Genomic DNA, 20318 nt, shown 5'->3' on the forward strand with positions numbered 1-20318 from the left:
CGCGTCAGGCTTCCGCTAGACCGGCACGCCCCCCGCCGTCGTGGTGCGATACATTTCCCGCCGGAAGCCGTCGTAATCGTTGGGGCCGAGGTGCATCGTCGCGGCATTGTCCCACATGCAGACCATGCCCGGTTGCCAGCGTAGGCGACACGTGAAACCGTGCTGGGTGGTGTGCGCCACCAGGAATTCGATGATCGGCCGCGCCTCATGCGTTGTCATGCCCTTGATCCCCACGGCATAGGTATCGCAGATGTACAGCGCTTCCTCGCCCGTCACCGGATGCTTGCGCACGAGGGGATGGAAGCTGCCCTTCAAACCCTGCTCCTGCTTGCTCGCGTCACCGAACCCGATCGCTTCACCGCGCAGCTTGTTCTGGGTGGCAAAGTTGTTTGCGGCGCTCATGTGGACGCGCAGCGGACGGAGCATGTCCTGATAGACCGGGCTGAGATGGCGGAAGGCGAGCGCGGTATTGGTCCACACGGTATCGCCGCCATAGGGAGGCCCCTCCACCTGCCGCAGCGTGGTAACGCTCGGCGGTTCGGGCAGGAACGGGCTGTCGGTGTGCCAACCGCCGCCGAACAGGCTGGGCGTGACGACATCGGCTTCCTTGATGATCGGATGCACGTCGCGGTGCCCTTCAACCCCTTGCGTATAGGCATCGACCGCGAAGGGTCCGAGGCGGGCGGCGAACGCCTCGTGTTCGGCGTGGCTGAGGTGCTGATCGCGCAGGAATACCATCTTGTGTTTCCACAGCGCCAGTTTCAGGCTTTCGATCCCCTCGTCCGACAGGTCTGGCAGGCGCACGCCAGTTATCTCCGCCCCCATCGCCGCGCCCAGTGGTTCGACCCCGAAATGGTTCGAGCGGAACGGATGATTGTCGAAATCGCCGCAGGGGGCGACGCGCACTTCCCACATTGGACCTATCCTCTCTTCTCGTCATTGCGAGGAGCGAAGCGACGCGGCAATCCAGTCCTTCCCTTTGCGAACATACGCCACCTAGGGACTGGATTGCTTCGCTTCGCTCGCAATGACGAAGTTAATGTCACAACGTAATCACCGTCTTGCCGAAGCTGTCCGGCCCCCAGGCATGGGCATAAGCCGCCTTGGCATCATCGAAGCCATAGCTGCCGCCGATCGGGAATGTCAGCCCGTGCTGGTCGATGAACGCATTGAGATCGCGCGCCATCCGGGCCGAGCCGACGAAAATGCCGCGCAGACTCGCTCCAGTGAACATCAGCCCGCGCGGGTTCGGCGGCGGGCCATCGGCCAGCACCCCGATCAGCGCGATTTCGGCGAGCATCGCGCAGGCGGCCATGCTCTGTTCGAGCGTGCCGGTGCCGCCGACTTCGACGATCTTGTCCGCCCCGCCGAACTGCGCCTTCACATGCGCGCCCCAATCGGGAATGTCGCGATAATTGACAGTGTGATCCGCGCCGAGCGCCTTCACCTGCTCCAGCTTGGCATCGGACGAGCTTGTGGCGATCACTTCTGCGCCCGCCGCCTTGGCCAGCTTGAGCGCGATCAGCGAAACCCCACCACTGCCCATCACCAGCACCTTCTGCCCAGCCTTGAGCGGTTGCCCGCCTTCGAACAGCGCGTTCCACGCGGTAACGCCGGCGCAGGGCAGGCAAGCAGCCTGCGCATAGCCGAGGCTCTCGGCGATCGGCACCACGCCATCGGCGCGCAGCAGCACCTGCTCGGCGAGCATCCCCGGCGCCTTTCCGTCGCCCAGGGCGGGGACGAATTGCGGCGGGCCGTCGATCCAGCCCTGGAAGAAGGTGGACTGGACCTTGTCGCCCACCTTCACGTCCGTGACACCCTCGCCCACCGCGATCACTTCCCCCGCGCCGTCGCTGAGCGGCACCGAAGGCTCGGTAATCGCGCCGCCGAAATACTTGCCCATTGCCACGGCGAAATCGCGGTAATTGATCGACCAGGCCTTGGGCGCGATCACCACTTCGCCGGGGCCGGGGGTAGGATCGGGCAGCTCGCCCAGATAGAGCTTTTCGAAGCTGTCGCAGCCGACGGGCATCAACCAGGCACGCATTGTTTTCTTCTCCTGTTATCTTACTGCTAGCGTGCCGAGCACGCCGCCATCGACCGCCCAGCTCTGCCCGGTGACATGGCTCGCCTCGTCGCTGAGCAGGAACGCGACCACGTTGGCGGTCTCCTCGCTCGACCCGAGACGGCCCTGCGGCACGTTGCCCGCCAGATGGGTCAATTGCTCGGGCGGGATACCGTCCATCAGCGGCGTATCGATGAAACCGGGCACGATGCAATTGGCGCGCACACCATGCGCCGCACCTTCGAGCGCGGTGGCGCGGGCAAGGCCGAGCATCGCATGCTTGCTCATCACATAGGCGACATTCATCGCCATCCCGCGTTCGCTGGCGAGCGATCCGGTGATGACGATCGAGCCCTTGCCCCGCGCCTTCATGGCTGCGAACACGTGCCGCACGGCGCGGAAATGGGCGTGCTGGTTGACCGCCATCAGGCTTTCGTAGTTTGCGTCCGAGTAGTGTTCGAGCGGGGCAAAGGTGCCCCCGGTTCCAGCGTTGCAGAACAGACCGTCGATCGGCGCGAAGGCAGCGGCGGCATTGAGCGCGGCGATCTGCGCAACTGGATCGGCGACATCGGCAGCGGCAACGTGCACCGCGTCCCCATGCGCTTCGGCGAGCGCGGTAAGCTTGTCCGCCGAGCGCGCAATCACCGTCACCCGTCCGCCGAGCGCGAGCACCTTTTCCGCCGTCGCCCGCCCGATGCCAGTGGAAGCGCCAGTGACGACCACGTGTTTGCCGGTGAAATTCATCCGCTTCTCTCTCTCCCCTTTTTGCGTCAGGCGAGACCCAGCACCCGCGCCGCATTGTCCTTCATGATCCCCGGCATCACTTCATCGCGGAAACCGACATCCTTCGCCGCAGCAATCCACTTGTCCGGGTGGATCAGTGGGAAATCGCTGCCGAACAGCATCTTGTGCTTCAACTGGGTGTTCGCATAGCGGATCACCTGTTCGGGAAAGTACTTCGGGCTCCAGCCGCTCAGGTCGATGAAGACATTGTCCTTGTGCAGCGCCATCGAAAGGCTCTGGTCCACCCACGGCCAGCTCGGGTGGGCGAGGATGATCTTCATGTCGGGGAAATCCACCGCCACATCGTCCACCAGCATCGGCTCGCCATACTTCAGCCGCATCCCGCCGCCGCCGCGCATTCCGGTGCCCATGCCCGAATGGCCGGTGTGGAAGATCGCGGGCAGCTTGTACTCGTTGATCACTTCGTAGATCGGATAGCCCATGCGGTCCGCCGGGTGGGCGTTCTGGGCGATGCCGTGGAACTTGAAGCCCTTGACCCCGTGGTTCTCGATCAGGTCGAGCGCCTCGCGCGCGCCATACTTGCCCTTGTGCGGATCGATCGAGGCGAAGGGGATGCAGATATCGTCGTTCTTGTTGGCGATAGCGGCGACTTCGTAATTGGAGACGCGTTTGGCGCCCATGCCGCTCTCGCAATCGACGGTGAACATGCAGAAGGCGATCTGGGTTTCGCGGTAGAGCTCGATGATCTCGGGCATCTTCGGCCGTTCGCGCGGAGCCTTGAAATAGGCGCTGGCGGCATCGAAAAACCGGCCCATCACCGGGTCCTCGGGATCGTGGCACGAGATTTCCGCGTGGACGTGAACGTCGATGGCGCGGATTTTGGTGAGGTCTATGGGCACTCAGTCTATCTCCATCCAGCGACGAACGAGGTCGCTGATCTCGTTTTCGCGCGATGCCACTTCGGCAACCGAGGCAAATCGCATCACCCCGCGATCAAGGGCCGCCCAGCGCACCAGGTCGCTCGGAGCCTCGAAAGCGAACCCAGCCACATCCTTCGCCTTCGCACCCCGATGGATGACTACGCGAATGCAACCATCGCGCTCTAGTCCGAGCGTAATCCGATCAATGTCGTCCTTGGCAAAACTCGGCGCGTTCCACTTGATGCGTTCTTCCAAACCGGGTGCAGACGCCTTGACCAGTGCCCGCAGCCGGTCGACCGTGGCGCGCTGAGCTGGAGCCAGCGCGACCAGGAATGCGTCGATCGAACCGGCTCCGGCCACTCGCTTACAACTTCATCAGCACCGTCTTCGTCTCAAGGTAAGCTTCCAGCCCGAGCCGTCCCTGCTCGTGTCCGATGCCGCTTTCCTTGTAGCCGCCGAACGGCAGCGCCGGGTCGATCATCGCGTGGCAGTTGACCCACACCGTGCCCGCCTTCAGCCGCGCGGCGATCTTGTGTGCGGCGGAGACGTCCTTGGTCCAGACGCCCGCAGCAAGGCCATATTGCGTGTCGTTGGCTTCCTTTACCACTTCGTCGAGATCCTCGAACCGCTGGGCGACCACCACGGGGCCGAAGATTTCCTCGCGCACCACGCTCATTTGCGGGTTCACGTCGGTCAGGATCGTCGGGTTGACGTAGTAGCCGCCGTCGGACGAGGGGCTGTCGCCGCCCATCAGCACGGTTGCGCCATCCCGCTTGCCGGCGTCGATGTAGCCCATCACCCGTTCGAACTGCTCGGACGAGACCACCGGGCCCATGTGCGCGGCGGGATCGAGCGAGGGGCGCGGGGCCCAGAAGGCGGCGGTTTCGGCCATGCCTTCGACGACCTTGTCGAACACCGACTTGTGCGCATAGAGCCGCGATCCGGCGACGCAGACCTGCCCCGAATTGAAAAAGATCGCCCCCGCCACGCCCGGCGCGGTTTCGGCGACATCGACATCGGGCATCACCACCACCGGCGACTTGCCGCCCAGTTCGAGCGTCACGTGCTTCAGGGTTTCGGTGGCGTTGCGATTGATCAGCTTGCCGATCTCGGTGGAGCCGGTGAAGGCCACCTTGTCGACATCGGGGTGCTTCACCATCCGGTCACCCACGGTGTGGCCGTAGCCGGTGATGATGTTGATCACGCCCGCAGGCACGCCCGCCTGGTGGATCAGATCGGCCAGCCGCAGCGCGGTGAGGCTGGTCTGTTCGGCAGGCTTGAGCACAGAGGTGCAGCCCGATGCGAGCACCGGGGCGAGCTTGAGGCAGGCCATCAGCAGCGGGAAATTCCACGGCACGATCTGCGCGCAGACGCCGACCGGCTCCTTCAGGGTGTAGCCAAACATCATGCCATTGGGCATCGCATAGGGAGCCTGCACCTCGCCGCCGATCTTGCCAGCCCAGCCCGCCATGTAGCGGAAGTGCGCGGCGGCACCCGGCACGTCCACCGCGTGCGCCATGCCCTTGGGCTTGCCGACGTCGATGGCTTCGAGCTCGGCCAGTTCGTCGGCGTGCGCATCGATCAGGTCGGCGATGGCGTGCATGGTCTTTTCGCGCACGATCGGCGGCAGGTTGCGCCAGCGGCCATCGTCAAACGCGGTGCGCGCGGCGGCGATGGCGCGGTCGGTATCCTTGTCGCTTGCTTCGACAAAGCTGGAGATGATCTTGCCGGTGGAGGGGTCTTCCACGTCGATGGTCGCCCCGCCCGAGGAATCGACCCATTCGCCGTTGATGTAGAGCTGCGGCTTGCGCGCCAGCGCGGCCTTTACGGCGGCGGAGTATTCGGGTTGCACGCGTTCGATGGTGGTCATGTCATTCATGGCTCAAATCCTTCTCCGAAACGAATCCCTCGTTTGTTGTAAACTATAACAATCTGGTGGACTGCGCCAGCCCCGATAGCCCCCCTTCGTCACCCCGGCTCCCGAGCCGGGGTCCCGCTTGCCTTGATTACTCGCGCATCAAAAGCGGGACCCCGGATCAAGTCCGGGGTGACGAAAGGTGTTCTTCTAACTCCCCCGCCCGCCCAGCGCGCGGTCCTGCTGCGCGCGGTGAATCACATATTGCCGCAGCCCCTCGATTTCCTCGCGCGTCAGGCTCGGCTGGAAGCCGACCATGCCGCGCGATTGCAGCACCCCGTCGTGGACGATCTGCTGCCAGACCTGCTCGCTGCCGAGCGTGGCCGAACGGCGCAGGTCGGGCAGCACGGTAGAGCCGATGGCGGCATCGCCGTGGCAGCCGCTGCAATAGCGGGCGAAATTGTAACTGCCCGCCGCTGCCTCCTCCGCGCTGACCGTCAGCGCGGGCGGATCGATCGGGCGGCGGATCAGCGGCGGGGCCGGCGGCAGCTGCGCGGTCCCACCCAGCCTGAACACCAGCAGGCGGCTGATATTGGGCACCGGGCCGGAGGTTTCGTTGAGGATGCCGCCGGGCGCCAGCGCCCAGATGCCGCCCCATCCAGCCATGACTGCGACATACTGCTCGCCATCAAGCTCATAGGTGATCGGCGGCGCGACCACCCCGGTCTGCACCGGATAGCGCCACAGTTCGGTGCCATCGGCGGCATCGAAAGCGGCCATGTTGCCGCTGGCGAGGCCCTGGAAAACGAGGCCCCCGCCGGTCGCCAGCAGGCCGCCGTTCCACGGCCCCGGAAACTCCACCCGCCACCGCTGGCTGTTGGTAGCCGGATCCCATGCCACGAGCGCGCCCTTGACCGATCCGGCCAGTTGTTCGCGCACTTCAACAATCGGCGGCATGGCCCCGCCCGACTGGTCGATTCCGACATTGAAGCCGCGCGCCCGGTCTGGCTCCCAGTTGCTTTCCGGGAAATAGGGGAAGGCGGCGTCGATCACCGGAATGTAGACCAGCCCTTCACCGGGATGGAAGGCCATCGGGTGCCAGTTGTGCGCTCCGCCCGCGCCGGGCTGCGAGAAGAACGGCTGGCCGGTCCGGTCATAGCGGGCGGCGGGCACCTCGATCGGGCGGCCGGTGGCTGGATCGACGCCGGTAGCCCAGTTGACCGTGGTATAGGGATCGGCATCGATCAATTCGCCGGTGGCGCGATCGAGCACGTAGAAGAAGCCGTTCTTGGGTGCCTGCATCAGCACCTGCCGCTCCCGCCCGTCGATTTCGATATCGGCGAGCATGATGTGCTGGGTTGCGGTGAAATCCCACGTTTCTCCCGGCGTGGTCTGGTAATGCCAGACATATTCGCCGGTCGATGGGCGCAGCGCAACGATGGAGGAAAGGTAGAGATTGTCCCCGCCGCCGGGGCTGCGGTAGGCCTGATTCCACGGGCTGCCGTTGCCAACGCCGATATAGAGCAGGTCAAGCTCCGCATCGAAGGCCATTGCGTCCCACACGGTGCCGCCGCCGCCGAGGTCCCAGAATTCCCCGTTCCACGTCTCGCGCGCGTCCTGCAGGTGCTGCGGTTCGCTGCCCGCTTCGCTCGGATCGCCGGGCACGGTGTAGAACCGCCACAGCATCTCGCCATCCGCTGCGTCATAGGCGGAAACATAGCCGCGCACGCCGTATTCCGCGCCGCCGTTGCCGATGATCACCTTGCCGTCGATCACGCGCGGCGCGCCGGTGATCGTGTAGGGCTTGGACTGGTCGACGGTGACGGTGGACCAGACCTCCTCGCCGGTGGCGCGGTCCAAGGCGACCAACCGCCCGTCGAGCGTGCCGAGGAACAGGTGCTCTCCCCAGGCGGCGAGCCCGCGGTTGACCACATCGCAACAGGCGTTGACCGCGGTCTGGCCCGGCACCTGCGGATCGTATTCCCACGCCAGCGCGCCGGTGCGCGCATCGTAGGCCTTCACCTTGCTCCACGCGGTGGAGACGTAGATCATCCCGTCGATCACCAGCGGCGTCGCTTCCTGCCCGCGCGCGGTGTCCATGTCGGCATACCACGCGAGGCCGAGCTCACCGACATTGGCGCGGTTGATCTGGCCGAGCGGGCTGTAGCGCTGTTCCGAATAGTCGCGGCCATAGGTCAGCCAGTTGGCATTGTTTCCGGCGGCGGAAAGGAGATCGGACGAGTCTACCGTGCCTACATCGGTGGCCGCCCCAGCCACCACTTCCGATTCAGGGGCAGGTTCCATCGTCTGGCACGATGGCAGGGCCACGATCAGGGCAGTCGATGCCGCCAGCTTCCACAGATGCATAGTTTCGCCTCTCCCAAAGCGTATCCGGCGCGACTCCGCCTTTGGACGGTTCGCCGCAATCCTAACTATCGTTAGAATGGCCACGCGGCAGGTCAAGGAGGGCTTTGGGACATCGGCGCAGAATGTCTGTTGCGCAGGCGCACTTGGCCAGACTATGGGCGCGGCATCAGTCGAGCGCGAGCCCGCGCCGTGACGCTGGACCATTTTGTGCCAAACGCCACGACAGGACCAATCACCATGACATTCAAGCTCCCTTCGCGTGCCGATCACGTCGGCTCCTTCCTGCGCCCGCAATCGGTGATCGAGGCGCGCGCCGCCCATGCCGCGGGTACGCTCGACAAGGCAGGCCTGCGCCAGGTCGAGGACGAAGCGATTGCCGATCTGGTCACCTGGGAACAGGGCCTCGGCCTCAAGGCGATCACCGATGGTGAATTCCGCCGCTATTTCTTCCACACCGATTTCCTGCTGCAACTGGCGGGCGTGGAAGAACGCGGCGGCATGGCCAAGGCGTTCAAGAACGACGCGGGCAAGGACGTGCAGTTCGCCCCGCCGGTGATGGTGGTGAACGGCAAGATCACGCACAAGGAGCCAATCCAGCGCGCCGATTACGAATTCCTCGCCAGGCACGTCAACGCGCGCGGGGCCACGGCCAAGGTGGCGATCCCCAGCCCGTCGATGCTGCACTTCCGCGCCGGGCGTTCGGGCATCCCCGAAAGCGTCTATCCGCTGATGGAAGATTTCTACAACGATGTCGCTTCGGCCTACCGGCAGGAAGTGTCCTCGCTCGCCGATGCCGGGTGCCGATACGTGCAGATGGACGATACGAACCTCGCCTATCTGTGCGACGACGAGCAGCGCGAAGCGGCCAGGGCGCGCGGGATGGACCCGGACGCGACCACCCGCCAGTATGCCCGCCTGATCAACGAAAGCTTCGCCAGCGCGCCTGCCGACATGATCAAGGCGATCCACCTCTGCCGGGGCAATTTCCGCTCGAGCTGGGCGGCTGAAGGCGGCTATGAACCGGTGGCCGAGATCATGCTCAACGAGCTCGATATCGATGCCTTCTTCCTCGAATACGACGATCCGCGCTCGGGCGATTTCGCGCCGCTGCGGCATCTGCCCAAGGGCAAGACCGTGGTGCTCGGCCTCGTCACCACCAAGCTGGGCGAGCTGGAAAGCAAGGACGACATCAAGCGCCGGATCGACGAAGCGGCCAAGTTCGCGCCGATCGAGCAACTCGCGCTGAGCCCGCAGTGCGGCTTTGCCAGCACCGTCCACGGCAATGACATCACCAACCGCCAGCAGGCCGACAAGATCCGCCTGTGCGTGGAAGTTGCCGAAGAAGTCTGGGGTTAAACCCGAGTCGATCAAGTATGTACGCCGCGACGGAGCCGATTTTGGTTCGTGGGGAGGCGTGAGGAGTGAGCGATGCGGAGCACCGTGATCGACGAGCAACGCTCCCACCGGGCAAAATCGGCCCGCCCCGGAGGGGTTGCGCTGTGGAGCCGCGTGGCAGCGTTGCATCGCTGGCAGGGGCGGTAAAGCCCCTGCTGCACACCGCGCCTCCCCACACGGCTCCACAGCGCAATCACGGCATGCATACCTGATCGACTTCGGGTCATTATAGCGCTACCACCCCGGAGGGGTGGTGGATGGTGGAAGAACGGATCGAACTGGTGGACGGGCTGCGCGGTTACGCGCTGCTCGGCCTGTTCCTCGTGCATTGCGTGGAGCGGTTCGAGCTCTACTGGCTCAACCCGCAGCCCGATGCCTGGTTCGATGCCGTTTTCGCCATTTCCAGCGGCAAGGCGTTCTCGATCTTCGCGCTGCTGTTCGGCTTCGGCTTTGCCACGATCATGGCGAATGCGCGGGCGCGGGGTGAGGATTTTGCCTGGCGCTTCGGCTGGCGATTGATGCTGCTGTTCGTCATCGGCACAGTGCATGCTCTGATCTATCGCGGCGATATCCTGCAAGTGCTGGCATTGGTAGGGATGGTGATGATCCCGTTCGAGCGGCTGCGCTCGGACCGGGCACTGTTGGTAATCGCCGCCCTGCTGTTCTTCCAGTTTCCGCTGCTCCTGCGTGCATGGCTGGCCGCGCAGGGGGTGGCATGGGCCGCTGCTCCCCCGTTGTTCTGGGGCGATAGCGGGCTTGCCGTTTTGGCCAGCGGCTCGCTGGCCGAAGTGCTGGCGGTGAATGCCGGGCCTGGGATGTTCGGGAAGTGGTCTTTCTACGTGGAAACCGGACGGATGCTGGCGATAGCAGGCCTGTTCCTCGTGGGCATGGTGCTCCACCGCCAGCGGTTGTTTGCAGATGCGGCGAAACGGCGCAGCCACTGGCTGGCGATTCTGTTTGGCGGCTTGGGTATCTGGGCCTTGGCAAGGATAGCAGAGAGCCTGATCCTGCCGTGGGACGGCGCGCAGATGACGGGTGAATCACTTACCACATCATTGGCGCAGTATCGGGCCATCGGGGCAACCGCGTTTCAGGTCGCGCTGTTCGTCCTGCTCTGGCAAACGCCCGTGCGCGGTCTGCTGGCGCTGCTGGTTCCGGCCGGGCGGATGACACTGACACTTTATGTCGGGCAATCGCTGGTGTTCGTGCCGATCATTTACGGCTTTGGCTGGGCACTATGGGACCAGCTCTCGAATGCCGAACTGGTGCTGCTTGGACTCCTCGCCTTCGCCGCCCAGATCGCGCTCGCTGCACCTTGGTTCCGCCATTTCCGCTACGGCCCGCTCGAATGGCTGTGGCGCGTCGGCACTCGCACCACGCTCGCGATTCCCATCCGGCTTGGAAGCGCCAAAACCCCAGCTTAACCGCCTGCCCACTCTCTGTTCAGTCAGTGTCTGCCAGCTTCACCTGTGGGAGATATGGAGAGCTGCGATGTCAGAGCGCCACGATGCTGCCGCGAATGAGGCCAGCAATGCGAACCGGCTAAGCGCCCTGTGCGATCTCGGCCCCGCCCGCTTCCCGGTGGCGATTTCGGAAATCTCCTGTGACGGGTGTTCTGCTGAAGCAGACTGCGAATGGAGCGCCGAGTGCGATTTCCTGCGCCTCAAGATTGCCGAACGGATCGACATCAATGGCCGGGTGCTATGGCATGACGGCAAACGCGCCGCCATCCGCTTCTACGGCCAGTTGCACCCGGTAGTCATCGCCGAACTCGCCGCCTGACCGATCAGCCCGCGAATTCTTCCTTGGTCATCATCTTGGTGAAGTGACCGACCTTGAAGGCCTCCCCCAGCACCGGGTGCGCAAAGCTCATTTCCACCGGGTGGCGGTTGGGCCAGGTGGTGCGCCATTCTTCTTCCGGCAGGATGCGATCGGGGCCGAGCGGGTTTTCCGGATAGGCGACCACGGCGGGCTGGAGATGGGCAATGGTCTTGGCCCATCCGGTCTCGTAATCGCCCTGCCACTGCATCAGGTAATTCAGCCGCTTGATCTTCCACACCAGCTCGCCGTCGGGACCCGGTTCGCGCACATAGTCGTTCTCGTAGAGCCCCGCTTCCCAGAACTGCTGCGGCGGGCCGTCGGGCTTCCAGCTCATCGCTTCATCGTGCCAGCCGCCCGCCAGCATCCCGCGAAAACGGCCCTTGGCAGTCATCCGGTCCTCGGCCACGGTGATGACCGGCTGGAACTGGAAATGATCGAGCAGCAGGCCGTGCACCGGCCCACGGCGGCCGCGTGTGAACAGGTTCTGGAACCACGTCCCGTAAAGCCGCATCACCCCTTCGTGGCCGACATACTCGCCCGAGAGGAACACCACCGCGCCATCCTTGGCGAACAGCCCGGCGACTTCTTCGGGCCGGTTGTAATCGATGTAATAGCCATAGGCCATTTGCAGCCGCTGGATCGCTGCCTCGTCTTCCAGCCGGTGGACGCTCTTTTCCAACGCGGCCAGGCGGGTTTCCACATCACTCATCTCGACTCTCCCCAGTCTGTGTTTGTATGCAATACTAACGAACGATACGATTGATGCGAGAGGAAATCGGCGATGAGCGAACTGGCAAATGGAGCAGGCGACGAATGGCGGGGCCGGGTCGCCTTCATCACCGGCGCAGTCACGGGGATCGGCCTTGGCACGGCGCAAGCCTTTGCCGATGCGGGAATGCGACTCGCGCTGTCCTACCGCAACGAGGATGACCGCGCCGCCACTGCCGAATGGTTCGCGAGCAAGGGCTACGAACAGCCACTGTTCTGCAAACTCGACGTGATGGACCGCGCCCGCTTTGCCGAAGTTGCGGACGAAGTGGTGGCCCATTTCGGCGAAGTCCACGTACTGGTGAACAACGCCGGGGTCAGCGTTTTCGGCCCGACGGACGAGGCCAGCTACGACGATTTCGACTGGATCATGGGGGTGAACTTCGGCGGCGTCGTCAACGGGATCGTCAGCTTCCTGCCGAAAATCAAGGCGGCGAGCGGGCGACGGCACGTGACCAATATTGCCAGCATGGCCGCCTTCCTCCCCGGCCCGCAGGCGGGCATCTACACCGCCAGCAAGTTCGCCGTGCGCGGGCTGACCGAATCGCTGCGCTACAATCTCGCCCCGCACGGGATCGGCTGCTCGCTGTGCTGCCCCGCGCTCACCCGCACCAATGCCTGGGCCAGCGCGCACAAGCGTCCCGAAGACTTCGCCGACGCCGGGTTCGCGCCGCCGAAGGAAGGCGAGCTGGAGCAGTTCGGCACCGCTTTCGAGCAGTTCGGGATGGATCCTTACGTGGTCGGCAGCAAGATCCTTGCCGGGATGACCGCGCAGGACGGGCTGATTCTTACCCACCCCGAACACGGCGTCGATTTTGCTGAGGAATACCTGAAGCAGGTCCGCGCCCTGCCGGTGGAGGAATGCCCGCCGGGACGCGCCCATATCGAGAATCTGCGCCGCAAGGCGATGCGCGATGCCGAGGCAGGCATTCGGACAGAAATGGACGATCTGACCTGAAAAATTGTGACAAATGTAAACAGAATCATGACATTTGTAAAATTTTTCTTCCCATGGTCGCGATCCGTGATACTACTTGCTGCACTGCACAAGAGGTCGCTCTCTAACCGGTTTGAAGGGGTTACTTCATGGCAACGCGTGAGCTTGTCGCTTACATCCTTATCGCCTTGCTTCTGATCGCGCTGGCTTCGGCACTGGCGCTTTGGCAGCGCCACCGCAGGCGTGAGCGCGACATCCGGCGCGGGAAAATCCGCAGCGGATCGGGGGATCGGAAATCCCGCACCTAGCGTTTGCGCCCCGGGCTTTCCTGCTGCTATCCCTCCTGTTGAGGGGACAGCAGGAGATGCAAGACCATGTGTGACCAGCAACACGTTTCGGAAATGGGCCGGGTCAGCCGCCGCCAGTTTGGCGTTCTCGGGGCTGCCGGAGCGATTGCCGCCTGTGCCCCGATCGAAACCGGCAGCGCGGCGGGCGGCCTGACTCAGACCAATGTCAGCTTCGCTGCGGACGGCGGAACGATGGACGGAGTGTTCATTCACCCCACGTCCGGAGCGCACCCGGCGGTGGTGTTATGGCCTGACATCGCGGGCCTGCGCCCGGCCAAGATCGAGATGGGGCGGCGGCTGGCGGCTCAGGGCTATGCGGTGCTGGTGGCAAATCCCTACTATCGCTCGGTCAGCGGCCAGCAATTTGCCGATTTCGACGATTGGCGTAACAACGACGGCTGGAACCGCGTCACGCCCTGGCGGGACGCCAATACCCCCGCAGCGGTACAGGCAACGGCGCGTAGCGTGGTCGCCTGGCTCGATGCACAGGACGCGGTCGATTCGGCGCGCGGGATTGGCAACCAGGGCTACTGCATGACCGGTAGCTGGACGATCCTTGCCGCCGCCGCCGTGCCTGCACGGATCAAGGCTGCCGCCAGCTTCCACGGTGGCGGGCTGACCGGAGACGGCGACCTTGTGCCCGCGAACCTGCTCGACGAAATGGCCGCCGACGCCGGTGCCCTGATCGCGATCTCGCGCGACGACGATGCACAGGATGCAGCAGCGAAAGCGATCCTTGCCGCCGCCGGGGAAGCCGCCGCTGCGGAGGTTACGGTGGAGGTCTACGCCGGGGATCATGGCTGGACGGTGCTCGACAGCCCCGTCTACGACCAAGCAGAAGCCGAGCGCGCCTGGGCAAACTTACTCGAACTTTACGCCGACAAGTTATGATCGTGTCGGCCCATCCCGGCGTCCTGTTCGTCAGCCGGTGATGCGCCGATGGTTCTGAAGTTGCTTGGTACTATAAGCCGAAGCCGATCGTTTCGTCGTGCAATCGCAACATCTTCCTCTGACGGTCGTTTCGCTCGCGCGTTTCGCCTTTCGACCGATTGCGCCATTGGCAAATGCAGCACAATCCCGTTTCGGGGGCGCAATTAGACCCTTGAAGGAACGCGCAAAATGAAATTCCTGACCACTATTGCCGGAACGGCATTCTTTCTCGCGGGCAGCACCGCTCTGGCTCAGGATGTCCCGGAAACCGCCGCACCTCCCGTGCCCGAACCGATCCAGACACAGGACATCCCGCCTGCAGCCACTCCGCCTTCTACTCCGATCCAAACGCAGGATGTGCCGCCAGACCAACCTGCGGATCCCGCACACAGCACCACCGAAGCGTCGCCCATCCCGCAAACCGCATTCACCGATACACAGGTGGCTGCCTTCGCGGCAGCGGCACTGGCAATGCGCGAAGTTCGCGCCGATGCCACGCTCGACGACGCCGGCAAGCGCGCTCAGGCAGAGGCCATCGTGGCGGAAAACGGTCTCGATCCCGCTACTTATCAGGCCATCGGCACTTCGGCACAACAAGACCCGGCACTCGCCGCCCGTATCCAGCAGGCCATTGACGCGATGGCGCAAGAGCCCGGCGACTGAACCGGAGCCTTGGCAGCAGAGCCCGAAGGGCCGCAAAACCTTGCCCCGTCGCACTCGCCGGCGGGGCATTTTGCTATCCTGGGCCGGCACCCTCCGACAAACGCGGAACCCGGCGAGCAGACCGCACGGAACTTCAGTACCGCCCGAAGATTTTACTCCGGTAACGTTTCACTTTCGGGTGAGAATCGCAAGCTGCCGAGTTCAGCCCGAAGCAAATTTCACGAAGGGTGACTGTCTGCCATGCTCACGAGCCGATTGATGATCAACAAGCGCGGAGCGACGCTCGACGCATCAGAACGGTCACGGATTGAGGACGCCATAAGTGAAGTTCGCGATCTGGCACCGCGCTCCACCGTCGTTCGGCCCGGCGTTGAACTCAATCACAGTACCATTCTGGTAAGTGGCATATTGTCACGATACATCGATGACAGAAAGGGCCTGCGCCAGTTGGTCGCAATCCATTTCCCTGGCGATTTCGTAGATTTGCATGCCTTCCCGCTCAAGGTGCTCGATCATGGCATAGAAGCGATTTCGTCGGCAGTGGTGGCCTGCGTTCCGCATAGCGAGCTATGTGCGATGACCAGCGAGTTTCCCGGCCTTGCCCGAAAGTTCTGGACTTCGACCCTGATCGATGCCGCCATCCATCGTGCTTGGCTGTTTCGTCTCGGTCGGCTCGACGCGATGGGCCGGATCGCGCATTTCCTGAGCGAAACGAATGTCCGACTTGGAGCGATTGGCCTCAGCAACGGCAAAGAATTCAGACTGGATTTGACACAAACCGATATTGCAGAAATCAGTGGTTTGACCAACGTCCATGTCAATCGCGTCATGCGGCAATTGCGCGAAGAGGGCCTGTGCGTCTTCCGTTCCTCTAAAGTGGAAATTATCGATCCTGGAAAGCTTGCCCGACGCGGCCAGTTCAATCCGGGTTATCTCAAGATCGATACGTCGCCGCTATCGGCGCTTGAGCCTCACGAGATGGCGATCAACGCCCTAGCGCTTGAACATCCGAAATGATCGCTCTGGGTTGATTGCAGTTATCCGGAACCGTTCGGTTTCGATCTTCTATGCATCCGACCCTGATCCAGCTGCCCGGACAGCTTGGTCACTCGCTGAACAGGCCGGTGTTTCAGGGATGCTGAGAAATCGGTTGCCAACTTGGGTGCGCCCAGCTGGTCCGATTTCGTCTGGCAGATCGCCCTTCTTACTTTGCTGCCATCCCGGGCTTCAGGATCACCTTGGTCCAGCTATCCTGCTTTTCCTTGAAGTTGCGATAGCCCTTGGCAGCCTCGTCCAGCGGCAAACGGTGGCTGATGAGAAAAGTGGTATCGAGCGAACCGTCTTCGATCTTGTCGAGCAGGGGCTTCGTATACTTCTGCACATGTGTCTGGCCGGAGCGGACTTGCAAACCTTTCTCCATCAGCGCGCCGGTAGGAAACTTATCGGTCATTCCGCCGTAAACGCCGGGGATTGAAACCTTGCCGCCGAAGCGGACGGCCAGCAATGCTTGCTTGAGTACGCTTGCGCGGTCCGCACCAACGCCGACCTTCTGCTTTACGACATCGACCATGTTGTCGATTGCAAAGCCGTGGGCCTCCATCCCAACTGCGTCGATCACCGCGTCCACCCCGATTCCGCCGGACATTTCCATGAGCGCTTCACGCACGTCGGTCTTGCGGAAATCGATCACTTCAGCGCCAAGCTGCCGAGCGAGTTCAAGCCGATGGGGATAGTGATCGATGGCGATTACCTTCGCCGCACCCATCGCGATCGCGGATTGGATCGCAAACAGGCCGACCGGCCCGCAGCCCCAGACCGCCACCGTGTCATCCGGCTGGATCTCGGCATTCTCCGCCGCCATCCAGCCGGTCGGAAGGATATCGGACAGGAACAGCACCTTATCGTCCTCAAGGTGATCGGGGATCACGATGGGGCCAACATCGGAAAACGGTACACGCACATATTCTGCCTGCCCGCCCGAATAGCCACCGGTCAGGTGGGAGTAACCGAACAGCCCGGACATCGGATGCCCGTAGAGCGACGCCGACATGTCCTGCTTTTCAGCAGGATTGGAGTTCTCGCACGCGGAATATTGCTGCACCTGGCAATGGAAACAGCCGCCGCAGCTGATAGTAAATGGAACCACCACACGCTGCCCCTTCTCCAGCGTGCTATCCTTTCCTACTTCGACCGCTTCGCCCATGAATTCATGGCCGAGAATATCGCCTGCCTGCATCCCCGGAATGACCCCGTCGTAAAGGTGCAAATCGGAGCCGCAGATCGCGGTCGAGGTCACTTTCAGGATCGCATCGCGCGGATTGATGATCTCGGGATCGTCCACCGTTTCCACGCGGACATCCTTGGTGCCGTGCCAGGTCAGCGCCTTCATGATTTCTTCTCCTGCTGCGCTGCGCGCGTTTCATCCTTGCGGTTTGCCGAGGTGGCGATCTCTCCGGTCTCCATCAGCATCTTGAAGCGCTTGAGATCGTGCCGCGCCTGAACGGCGGGTTCGCGGATGAAGAGCTTGGCGACCGCCTTGCCCACCGCGCCCGCCGGGGGCTGGTACGCGATGATAAGCGTCACTTGCGTACCGCGATCCCCCGGTGCATCGCTGAACATCACCCGACCTTCTGTTGCGATTTCGGAACCCTCCACCGACCGCCAGGCAATGAGCTCGTCGGCGACTTCGCGCGCAATCTTCGTTTCGATTCTCACCGTGTTCCCGGCAGGTGCCTTGATGCTCCAGGCCGAATGGCCGGTCTGGTTGTCCATCACTTCGACGTGTTCCAGATTTTCCATTATTGCGGGGAGATTGGCGAAGTCGCGCCAATAGGCGAACAGCTCCGCACGCGGTTTGCGAATGGTGACGGTCTTGCCGGTCACATCGAATTTGCCGGGGATCCGCCTTGCGGTATATCCGGGTGCGCTGTCTCGCCCACCCTTATGCCTGCGCGCCAGTGAGGCAAGCAGGACGCCGCCCGCTGTCAGGCCGAGACCGACAGCAATGCCGACCGTGCTGGATCGATGCTGGTTCATGATAACTCCTGTTGCGCGGAAGGAACTGTCCGGAGGCAGCCCTTGCTATTGCATTGCAGCGAGCACCTCGCTCCATGCGTTGGCAGCGCCGTAAATTGGCGGAGGTTCCACTATTGCTACGAGCCGTGCCGAACGCACGGCGAATTACGCGGCCATGGCCTGGGTGAGCATTTCCAGCCCCGTCTCCAATGCTTTACGCCGAACTGCATCGCGTCCGATGGCGCCAAAGTGAACTTCGCGATGAAGAGCATCCATTCCGCTTCTCGCTACCGCGAGGTGCACCAGCCCCTCTTCTTCGTCGTCTTCGGCAGGGCCCGCAAAGCCCGTAATGGACAAGGCTATATCCCCGCTCCCGTGGCGCAGGCACTGTTCTGCCATTGAAATGGCGATGGTCTTGCTCACGGCACCGTGGACCTCGATCGTCTTTGCCGGGATATCCAGAAGCTTGACCTTCGCCTCGTCCGAATAGACGATGAACCCGCTTTCGAAGCTGTGGCTTTTCCCCGGCAGGCCGGTCAGCACTGCTGCAAGCAATCCCCCGGTGCAGCTTTCGGCGCAACTGATGCGAAGACCCTTCGCATCCGCGAGATCGAGCACACAGCTTGCCAGATCCCGGATCTTTCCTGTCAATACAAGTTCCAGTTCCCGGTTCCCGGTCATTCGTAAATCCTCACTCTCAGCGGCTTTCTGGCTGGGGAATAATGGTGATGCCGGAATCGCTTTCCAGGACCGCGTGCTTCACCTGCGCGATGGTTTCGAGCCCGTGCTGCTTGCGCGCCGCGACCATGATGTCTTTCGGGGTCATGCGCGTCTTGCGCAGGGCACGCTCGTCCGGAATTCCATCGACCATCAGGAAGGTGGGCCTGCCGTCGATAACCTTGTCGAGGCGGGGAAAACGGCGCGTCAGGTACGATAGGCCGATATCCATTAGAAACAGCGTCACGATGAGAATGACTGCGTTGGTAACTGAAAAATCATCGCCGAGCAGCGCCTGCTGGGTCGTTTCCGCGACGATCAGCAGCAGTACGAAATCAAACGGGGTTGCCTGGTCCATCGTGCGGCGTCCGGAGAGGCGGACAATCACCAGGAGAACGAGATAGATCGCCGCGCCGCGCAATACGCTTTCCATAGGCTGACTCCTGGCTAGGGTAGAACCGTCACTGACGCCGCCCCGCTCTCGGCGCCGTTCACCCGGAATTCTCCCAACTGGCGAAGCCAAGCAGGGTTTGTGGCGCGAAGGGCGAAGTCGATGGTGACAGTGCCGTTGGACGGTTGCAGATCGAAGGTGAATTCGTCTCCCTCCGCAGTACCGACTACCGAGGCTGGCTGCGGGCTGATGGACTCGATGGAGAATACATCTCCGAACTGCGCAGGCACCAGGACAGCGGTGGAGCCAGCCGGGGCGTTGACGGTCATTGTCATGGAATCGGCAGCCGCCCAGCGGGAGATGGCCGGCAGTTCGATCTGGTGCGGGCCAGCCTGCAATTTTTGCGACGAGAAATACCCGCCGCTTCCGGTGAGACCGAGCACTGCTGCGATAAGCAGGCAGAGCATCAAGGCCCACCCTACACGGACTGCGATCCAGAACCTCTCCTGGAAATCGCGGTCCGTGTCGACTTCAATTGCGGGGGCGCGCGCCATCGTCTGGCTCAGCCGGTGGTGCGCATTTCCGCGGGCGGCAGGCCCTGCTTTTCGGCAATGGACAACAGTTCTTCCTTGCGCTCGAGCATACGCTTACCGAGCGCGTTCAGATCGACATCGGCCGCACGCGCCTGCTGGAACATGTTGTCCCGCTGCTTTTCCTCTTCCTTCACATGGTGCTCGATCTGCTCCTTGAGCACGGTCACCTTGGCGTCGTAGAACTCCTCGTCCGGCCCGCCTGCAGCGATTTCATTCACCAGCAGCTTGGCACCGTCGTGCTCGACATAGGCCTCTTTCAAAAGATCATCTTCGATCTTGCCTTCGAGCGCCGGATAGAAAATCTCCTCCTCAATCAGGGTGTGGATTTTCAGTTCGTTACAGATTTGCTGGGCAATCTCTGCCTTCCGGCCGGTGCCGGAAGCACCGTCGAACTTTTCGAACAGCTCTTCGACCTTCCGGTGGTCGCTGCTGAGAATATGCGTGGCGTCGGTATCGGTTGCATTGGCCATCTCGTGACTCCTTCCGGCAGGAACTACGAAGATTGTCGGCAGATCGTTCCCGGCGGAATTGACGAGGTGGAAGCGCGGCACCTTGGATCAACCATCAACGGGCTTAGCATTCACGCGATGGGAACGATGGAGATGGTCAGAGCCGCTAAACTTTCCTGCTTCCAGGTTCTGCGGGACAGATCGTGGAAGCTTCTGGTGGCGGAGACGGAGGGATTCGAACCCTCGATACCCCGATAGAGGTATGGTTCCTTAGCAGGGAACTGGTTTCAGCCACTCACCCACGTCTCCGGACCCAGCGGCAAGTGGCGCGCTATAACGAT

22 protein-coding genes and 1 tRNA gene are annotated in these 20318 nt (G+C 62.7%); 8 read left to right on the forward strand and 15 right to left on the reverse strand.

Going from position 1 to position 20318, the window contains the following annotated elements; all coding sequences use genetic code 11:
• Positions 1-15: 15 nt before the first annotated feature.
• From JY451_04465 to JY451_04495, 7 genes are all read right to left on the reverse strand, one after another.
• Positions 16-915 carry a TauD/TfdA family dioxygenase gene (locus JY451_04465; GenBank protein QZH75848.1) on the reverse strand — a complete coding sequence of 300 codons (900 nt, stop codon included), beginning with the start codon at positions 913-915 and terminating at the stop codon, positions 16-18.
• Between the two features lie 127 nt (positions 916-1042).
• A complete protein-coding gene (locus tag JY451_04470; GenBank protein QZH75849.1) occupies positions 1043-2047 on the reverse strand; it encodes an NAD(P)-dependent alcohol dehydrogenase in 1005 nt (334 codons plus the stop codon).
• Positions 2048-2062: 15 nt separating this feature from the next.
• Complete coding sequence (locus JY451_04475; protein ID QZH75850.1) at positions 2063-2809, reverse strand: SDR family oxidoreductase; 747 nt, start codon at positions 2807-2809, stop codon at positions 2063-2065.
• Between the two features lie 26 nt (positions 2810-2835).
• Positions 2836-3702 (reverse strand): amidohydrolase, encoded by an 867-nt coding sequence (locus JY451_04480; protein QZH76555.1) that lies wholly within the window; start codon positions 3700-3702, stop codon positions 2836-2838.
• Between the two features lie 6 nt (positions 3703-3708).
• On the reverse strand, positions 3709-4089 hold the full coding sequence (locus tag JY451_04485; GenBank protein QZH75851.1) for a DUF1801 domain-containing protein: 381 nt from the start codon (positions 4087-4089) through the stop codon (positions 3709-3711).
• A 4-nt stretch (positions 4090-4093) separates the two neighbouring features.
• Positions 4094-5608: an aldehyde dehydrogenase family protein gene (locus tag JY451_04490; protein QZH75852.1), complete on the reverse strand. Its 1515-nt coding sequence runs from the start codon at positions 5606-5608 to the stop codon at positions 4094-4096.
• 186 nt (positions 5609-5794) lie between these two features.
• On the reverse strand, positions 5795-7888 hold the full coding sequence (locus JY451_04495; GenBank protein ID QZH76556.1) for a PQQ-dependent dehydrogenase, methanol/ethanol family: 2094 nt from the start codon (positions 7886-7888) through the stop codon (positions 5795-5797).
• Positions 7889-8188: 300 nt separating this feature from the next.
• Here JY451_04495 and JY451_04500 point away from each other — a divergent pair, with 300 nt between their 5' ends.
• The 3 genes from JY451_04500 to JY451_04510 all read left to right on the forward strand — a co-directional run bounded on the left by JY451_04500 (position 8189) and on the right by JY451_04510 (position 11128).
• On the forward strand, positions 8189-9307 hold the full coding sequence (locus JY451_04500; GenBank protein QZH75853.1) for a 5-methyltetrahydropteroyltriglutamate--homocysteine S-methyltransferase: 1119 nt from the start codon (positions 8189-8191) through the stop codon (positions 9305-9307).
• Between the two features lie 296 nt (positions 9308-9603).
• Positions 9604-10770, forward strand: coding sequence for a DUF418 domain-containing protein (locus JY451_04505; protein ID QZH75854.1), 1167 nt, complete (start codon positions 9604-9606; stop codon positions 10768-10770).
• A 67-nt stretch (positions 10771-10837) separates the two neighbouring features.
• On the forward strand, positions 10838-11128 hold the full coding sequence (locus JY451_04510) for a hypothetical protein (protein ID QZH75855.1): 291 nt from the start codon (positions 10838-10840) through the stop codon (positions 11126-11128).
• Between the two features lie 4 nt (positions 11129-11132).
• Here JY451_04510 and JY451_04515 read toward each other — a convergent pair whose 3' ends face one another.
• A complete protein-coding gene (locus JY451_04515; protein QZH75856.1) occupies positions 11133-11876 on the reverse strand; it encodes a nuclear transport factor 2 family protein in 744 nt (247 codons plus the stop codon).
• 72 nt (positions 11877-11948) lie between these two features.
• Between JY451_04515 and JY451_04520 the strand changes: the two genes are divergently transcribed.
• The 5 genes from JY451_04520 to JY451_04540 all read left to right on the forward strand — a co-directional run bounded on the left by JY451_04520 (position 11949) and on the right by JY451_04540 (position 15829).
• Positions 11949-12893, forward strand: coding sequence for an SDR family oxidoreductase (locus JY451_04520; GenBank protein QZH75857.1), 945 nt, complete (start codon positions 11949-11951; stop codon positions 12891-12893).
• A gap of 128 nt (positions 12894-13021) precedes the next feature.
• Positions 13022-13180, forward strand: coding sequence for a hypothetical protein (locus tag JY451_04525; protein QZH75858.1), 159 nt, complete (start codon positions 13022-13024; stop codon positions 13178-13180).
• Between the two features lie 66 nt (positions 13181-13246).
• Entirely contained in the window at positions 13247-14110 is an 864-nt protein-coding gene (locus JY451_04530) for a dienelactone hydrolase family protein (protein QZH75859.1), read from the forward strand.
• 228 nt (positions 14111-14338) lie between these two features.
• A complete protein-coding gene (locus JY451_04535; protein QZH75860.1) occupies positions 14339-14812 on the forward strand; it encodes a DUF4168 domain-containing protein in 474 nt (157 codons plus the stop codon).
• A 240-nt stretch (positions 14813-15052) separates the two neighbouring features.
• Entirely contained in the window at positions 15053-15829 is a 777-nt protein-coding gene (locus JY451_04540) for a Crp/Fnr family transcriptional regulator (protein QZH75861.1), read from the forward strand.
• 187 nt (positions 15830-16016) lie between these two features.
• On the opposite strand, the gene JY451_04545 is transcribed toward JY451_04540, so the two are convergent.
• The 7 genes from JY451_04545 to JY451_04575 form a co-directional block, all read right to left on the reverse strand.
• Positions 16017-17201 carry a glutathione-dependent formaldehyde dehydrogenase gene (locus JY451_04545; protein ID QZH75862.1) on the reverse strand — a complete coding sequence of 395 codons (1185 nt, stop codon included), beginning with the start codon at positions 17199-17201 and terminating at the stop codon, positions 16017-16019.
• Entirely contained in the window at positions 17198-17848 is a 651-nt protein-coding gene (locus JY451_04550) for an SRPBCC family protein (GenBank protein QZH75863.1), read from the reverse strand. Before JY451_04550 ends, JY451_04545 begins: the two co-directional genes overlap by 4 nt.
• 144 nt (positions 17849-17992) lie before the next feature.
• Positions 17993-18508: a CinA family protein gene (locus JY451_04555; GenBank protein ID QZH75864.1), complete on the reverse strand. Its 516-nt coding sequence runs from the start codon at positions 18506-18508 to the stop codon at positions 17993-17995.
• A 16-nt stretch (positions 18509-18524) separates the two neighbouring features.
• Positions 18525-18977, reverse strand: coding sequence for a DUF421 domain-containing protein (locus tag JY451_04560; GenBank protein ID QZH75865.1), 453 nt, complete (start codon positions 18975-18977; stop codon positions 18525-18527).
• A 14-nt stretch (positions 18978-18991) separates the two neighbouring features.
• Positions 18992-19402, reverse strand: a complete 411-nt coding sequence (locus JY451_04565; protein QZH75866.1) for a hypothetical protein — start codon at positions 19400-19402, stop codon at positions 18992-18994.
• Positions 19403-19497: 95 nt separating this feature from the next.
• Positions 19498-19998 (reverse strand): hemerythrin domain-containing protein, encoded by a 501-nt coding sequence (locus JY451_04570; GenBank protein ID QZH75867.1) that lies wholly within the window; start codon positions 19996-19998, stop codon positions 19498-19500.
• A 196-nt stretch (positions 19999-20194) separates the two neighbouring features.
• Positions 20195-20286, reverse strand: a tRNA-Ser gene (locus JY451_04575).
• Positions 20287-20318: the final 32 nt, after the last annotated feature.

Origin of the sequence: Erythrobacter sp. (assembly GCA_019739335.1) — a bacterium.
Taxonomy (GTDB): Bacteria; Pseudomonadota; Alphaproteobacteria; order Sphingomonadales; family Sphingomonadaceae; genus Alteraurantiacibacter.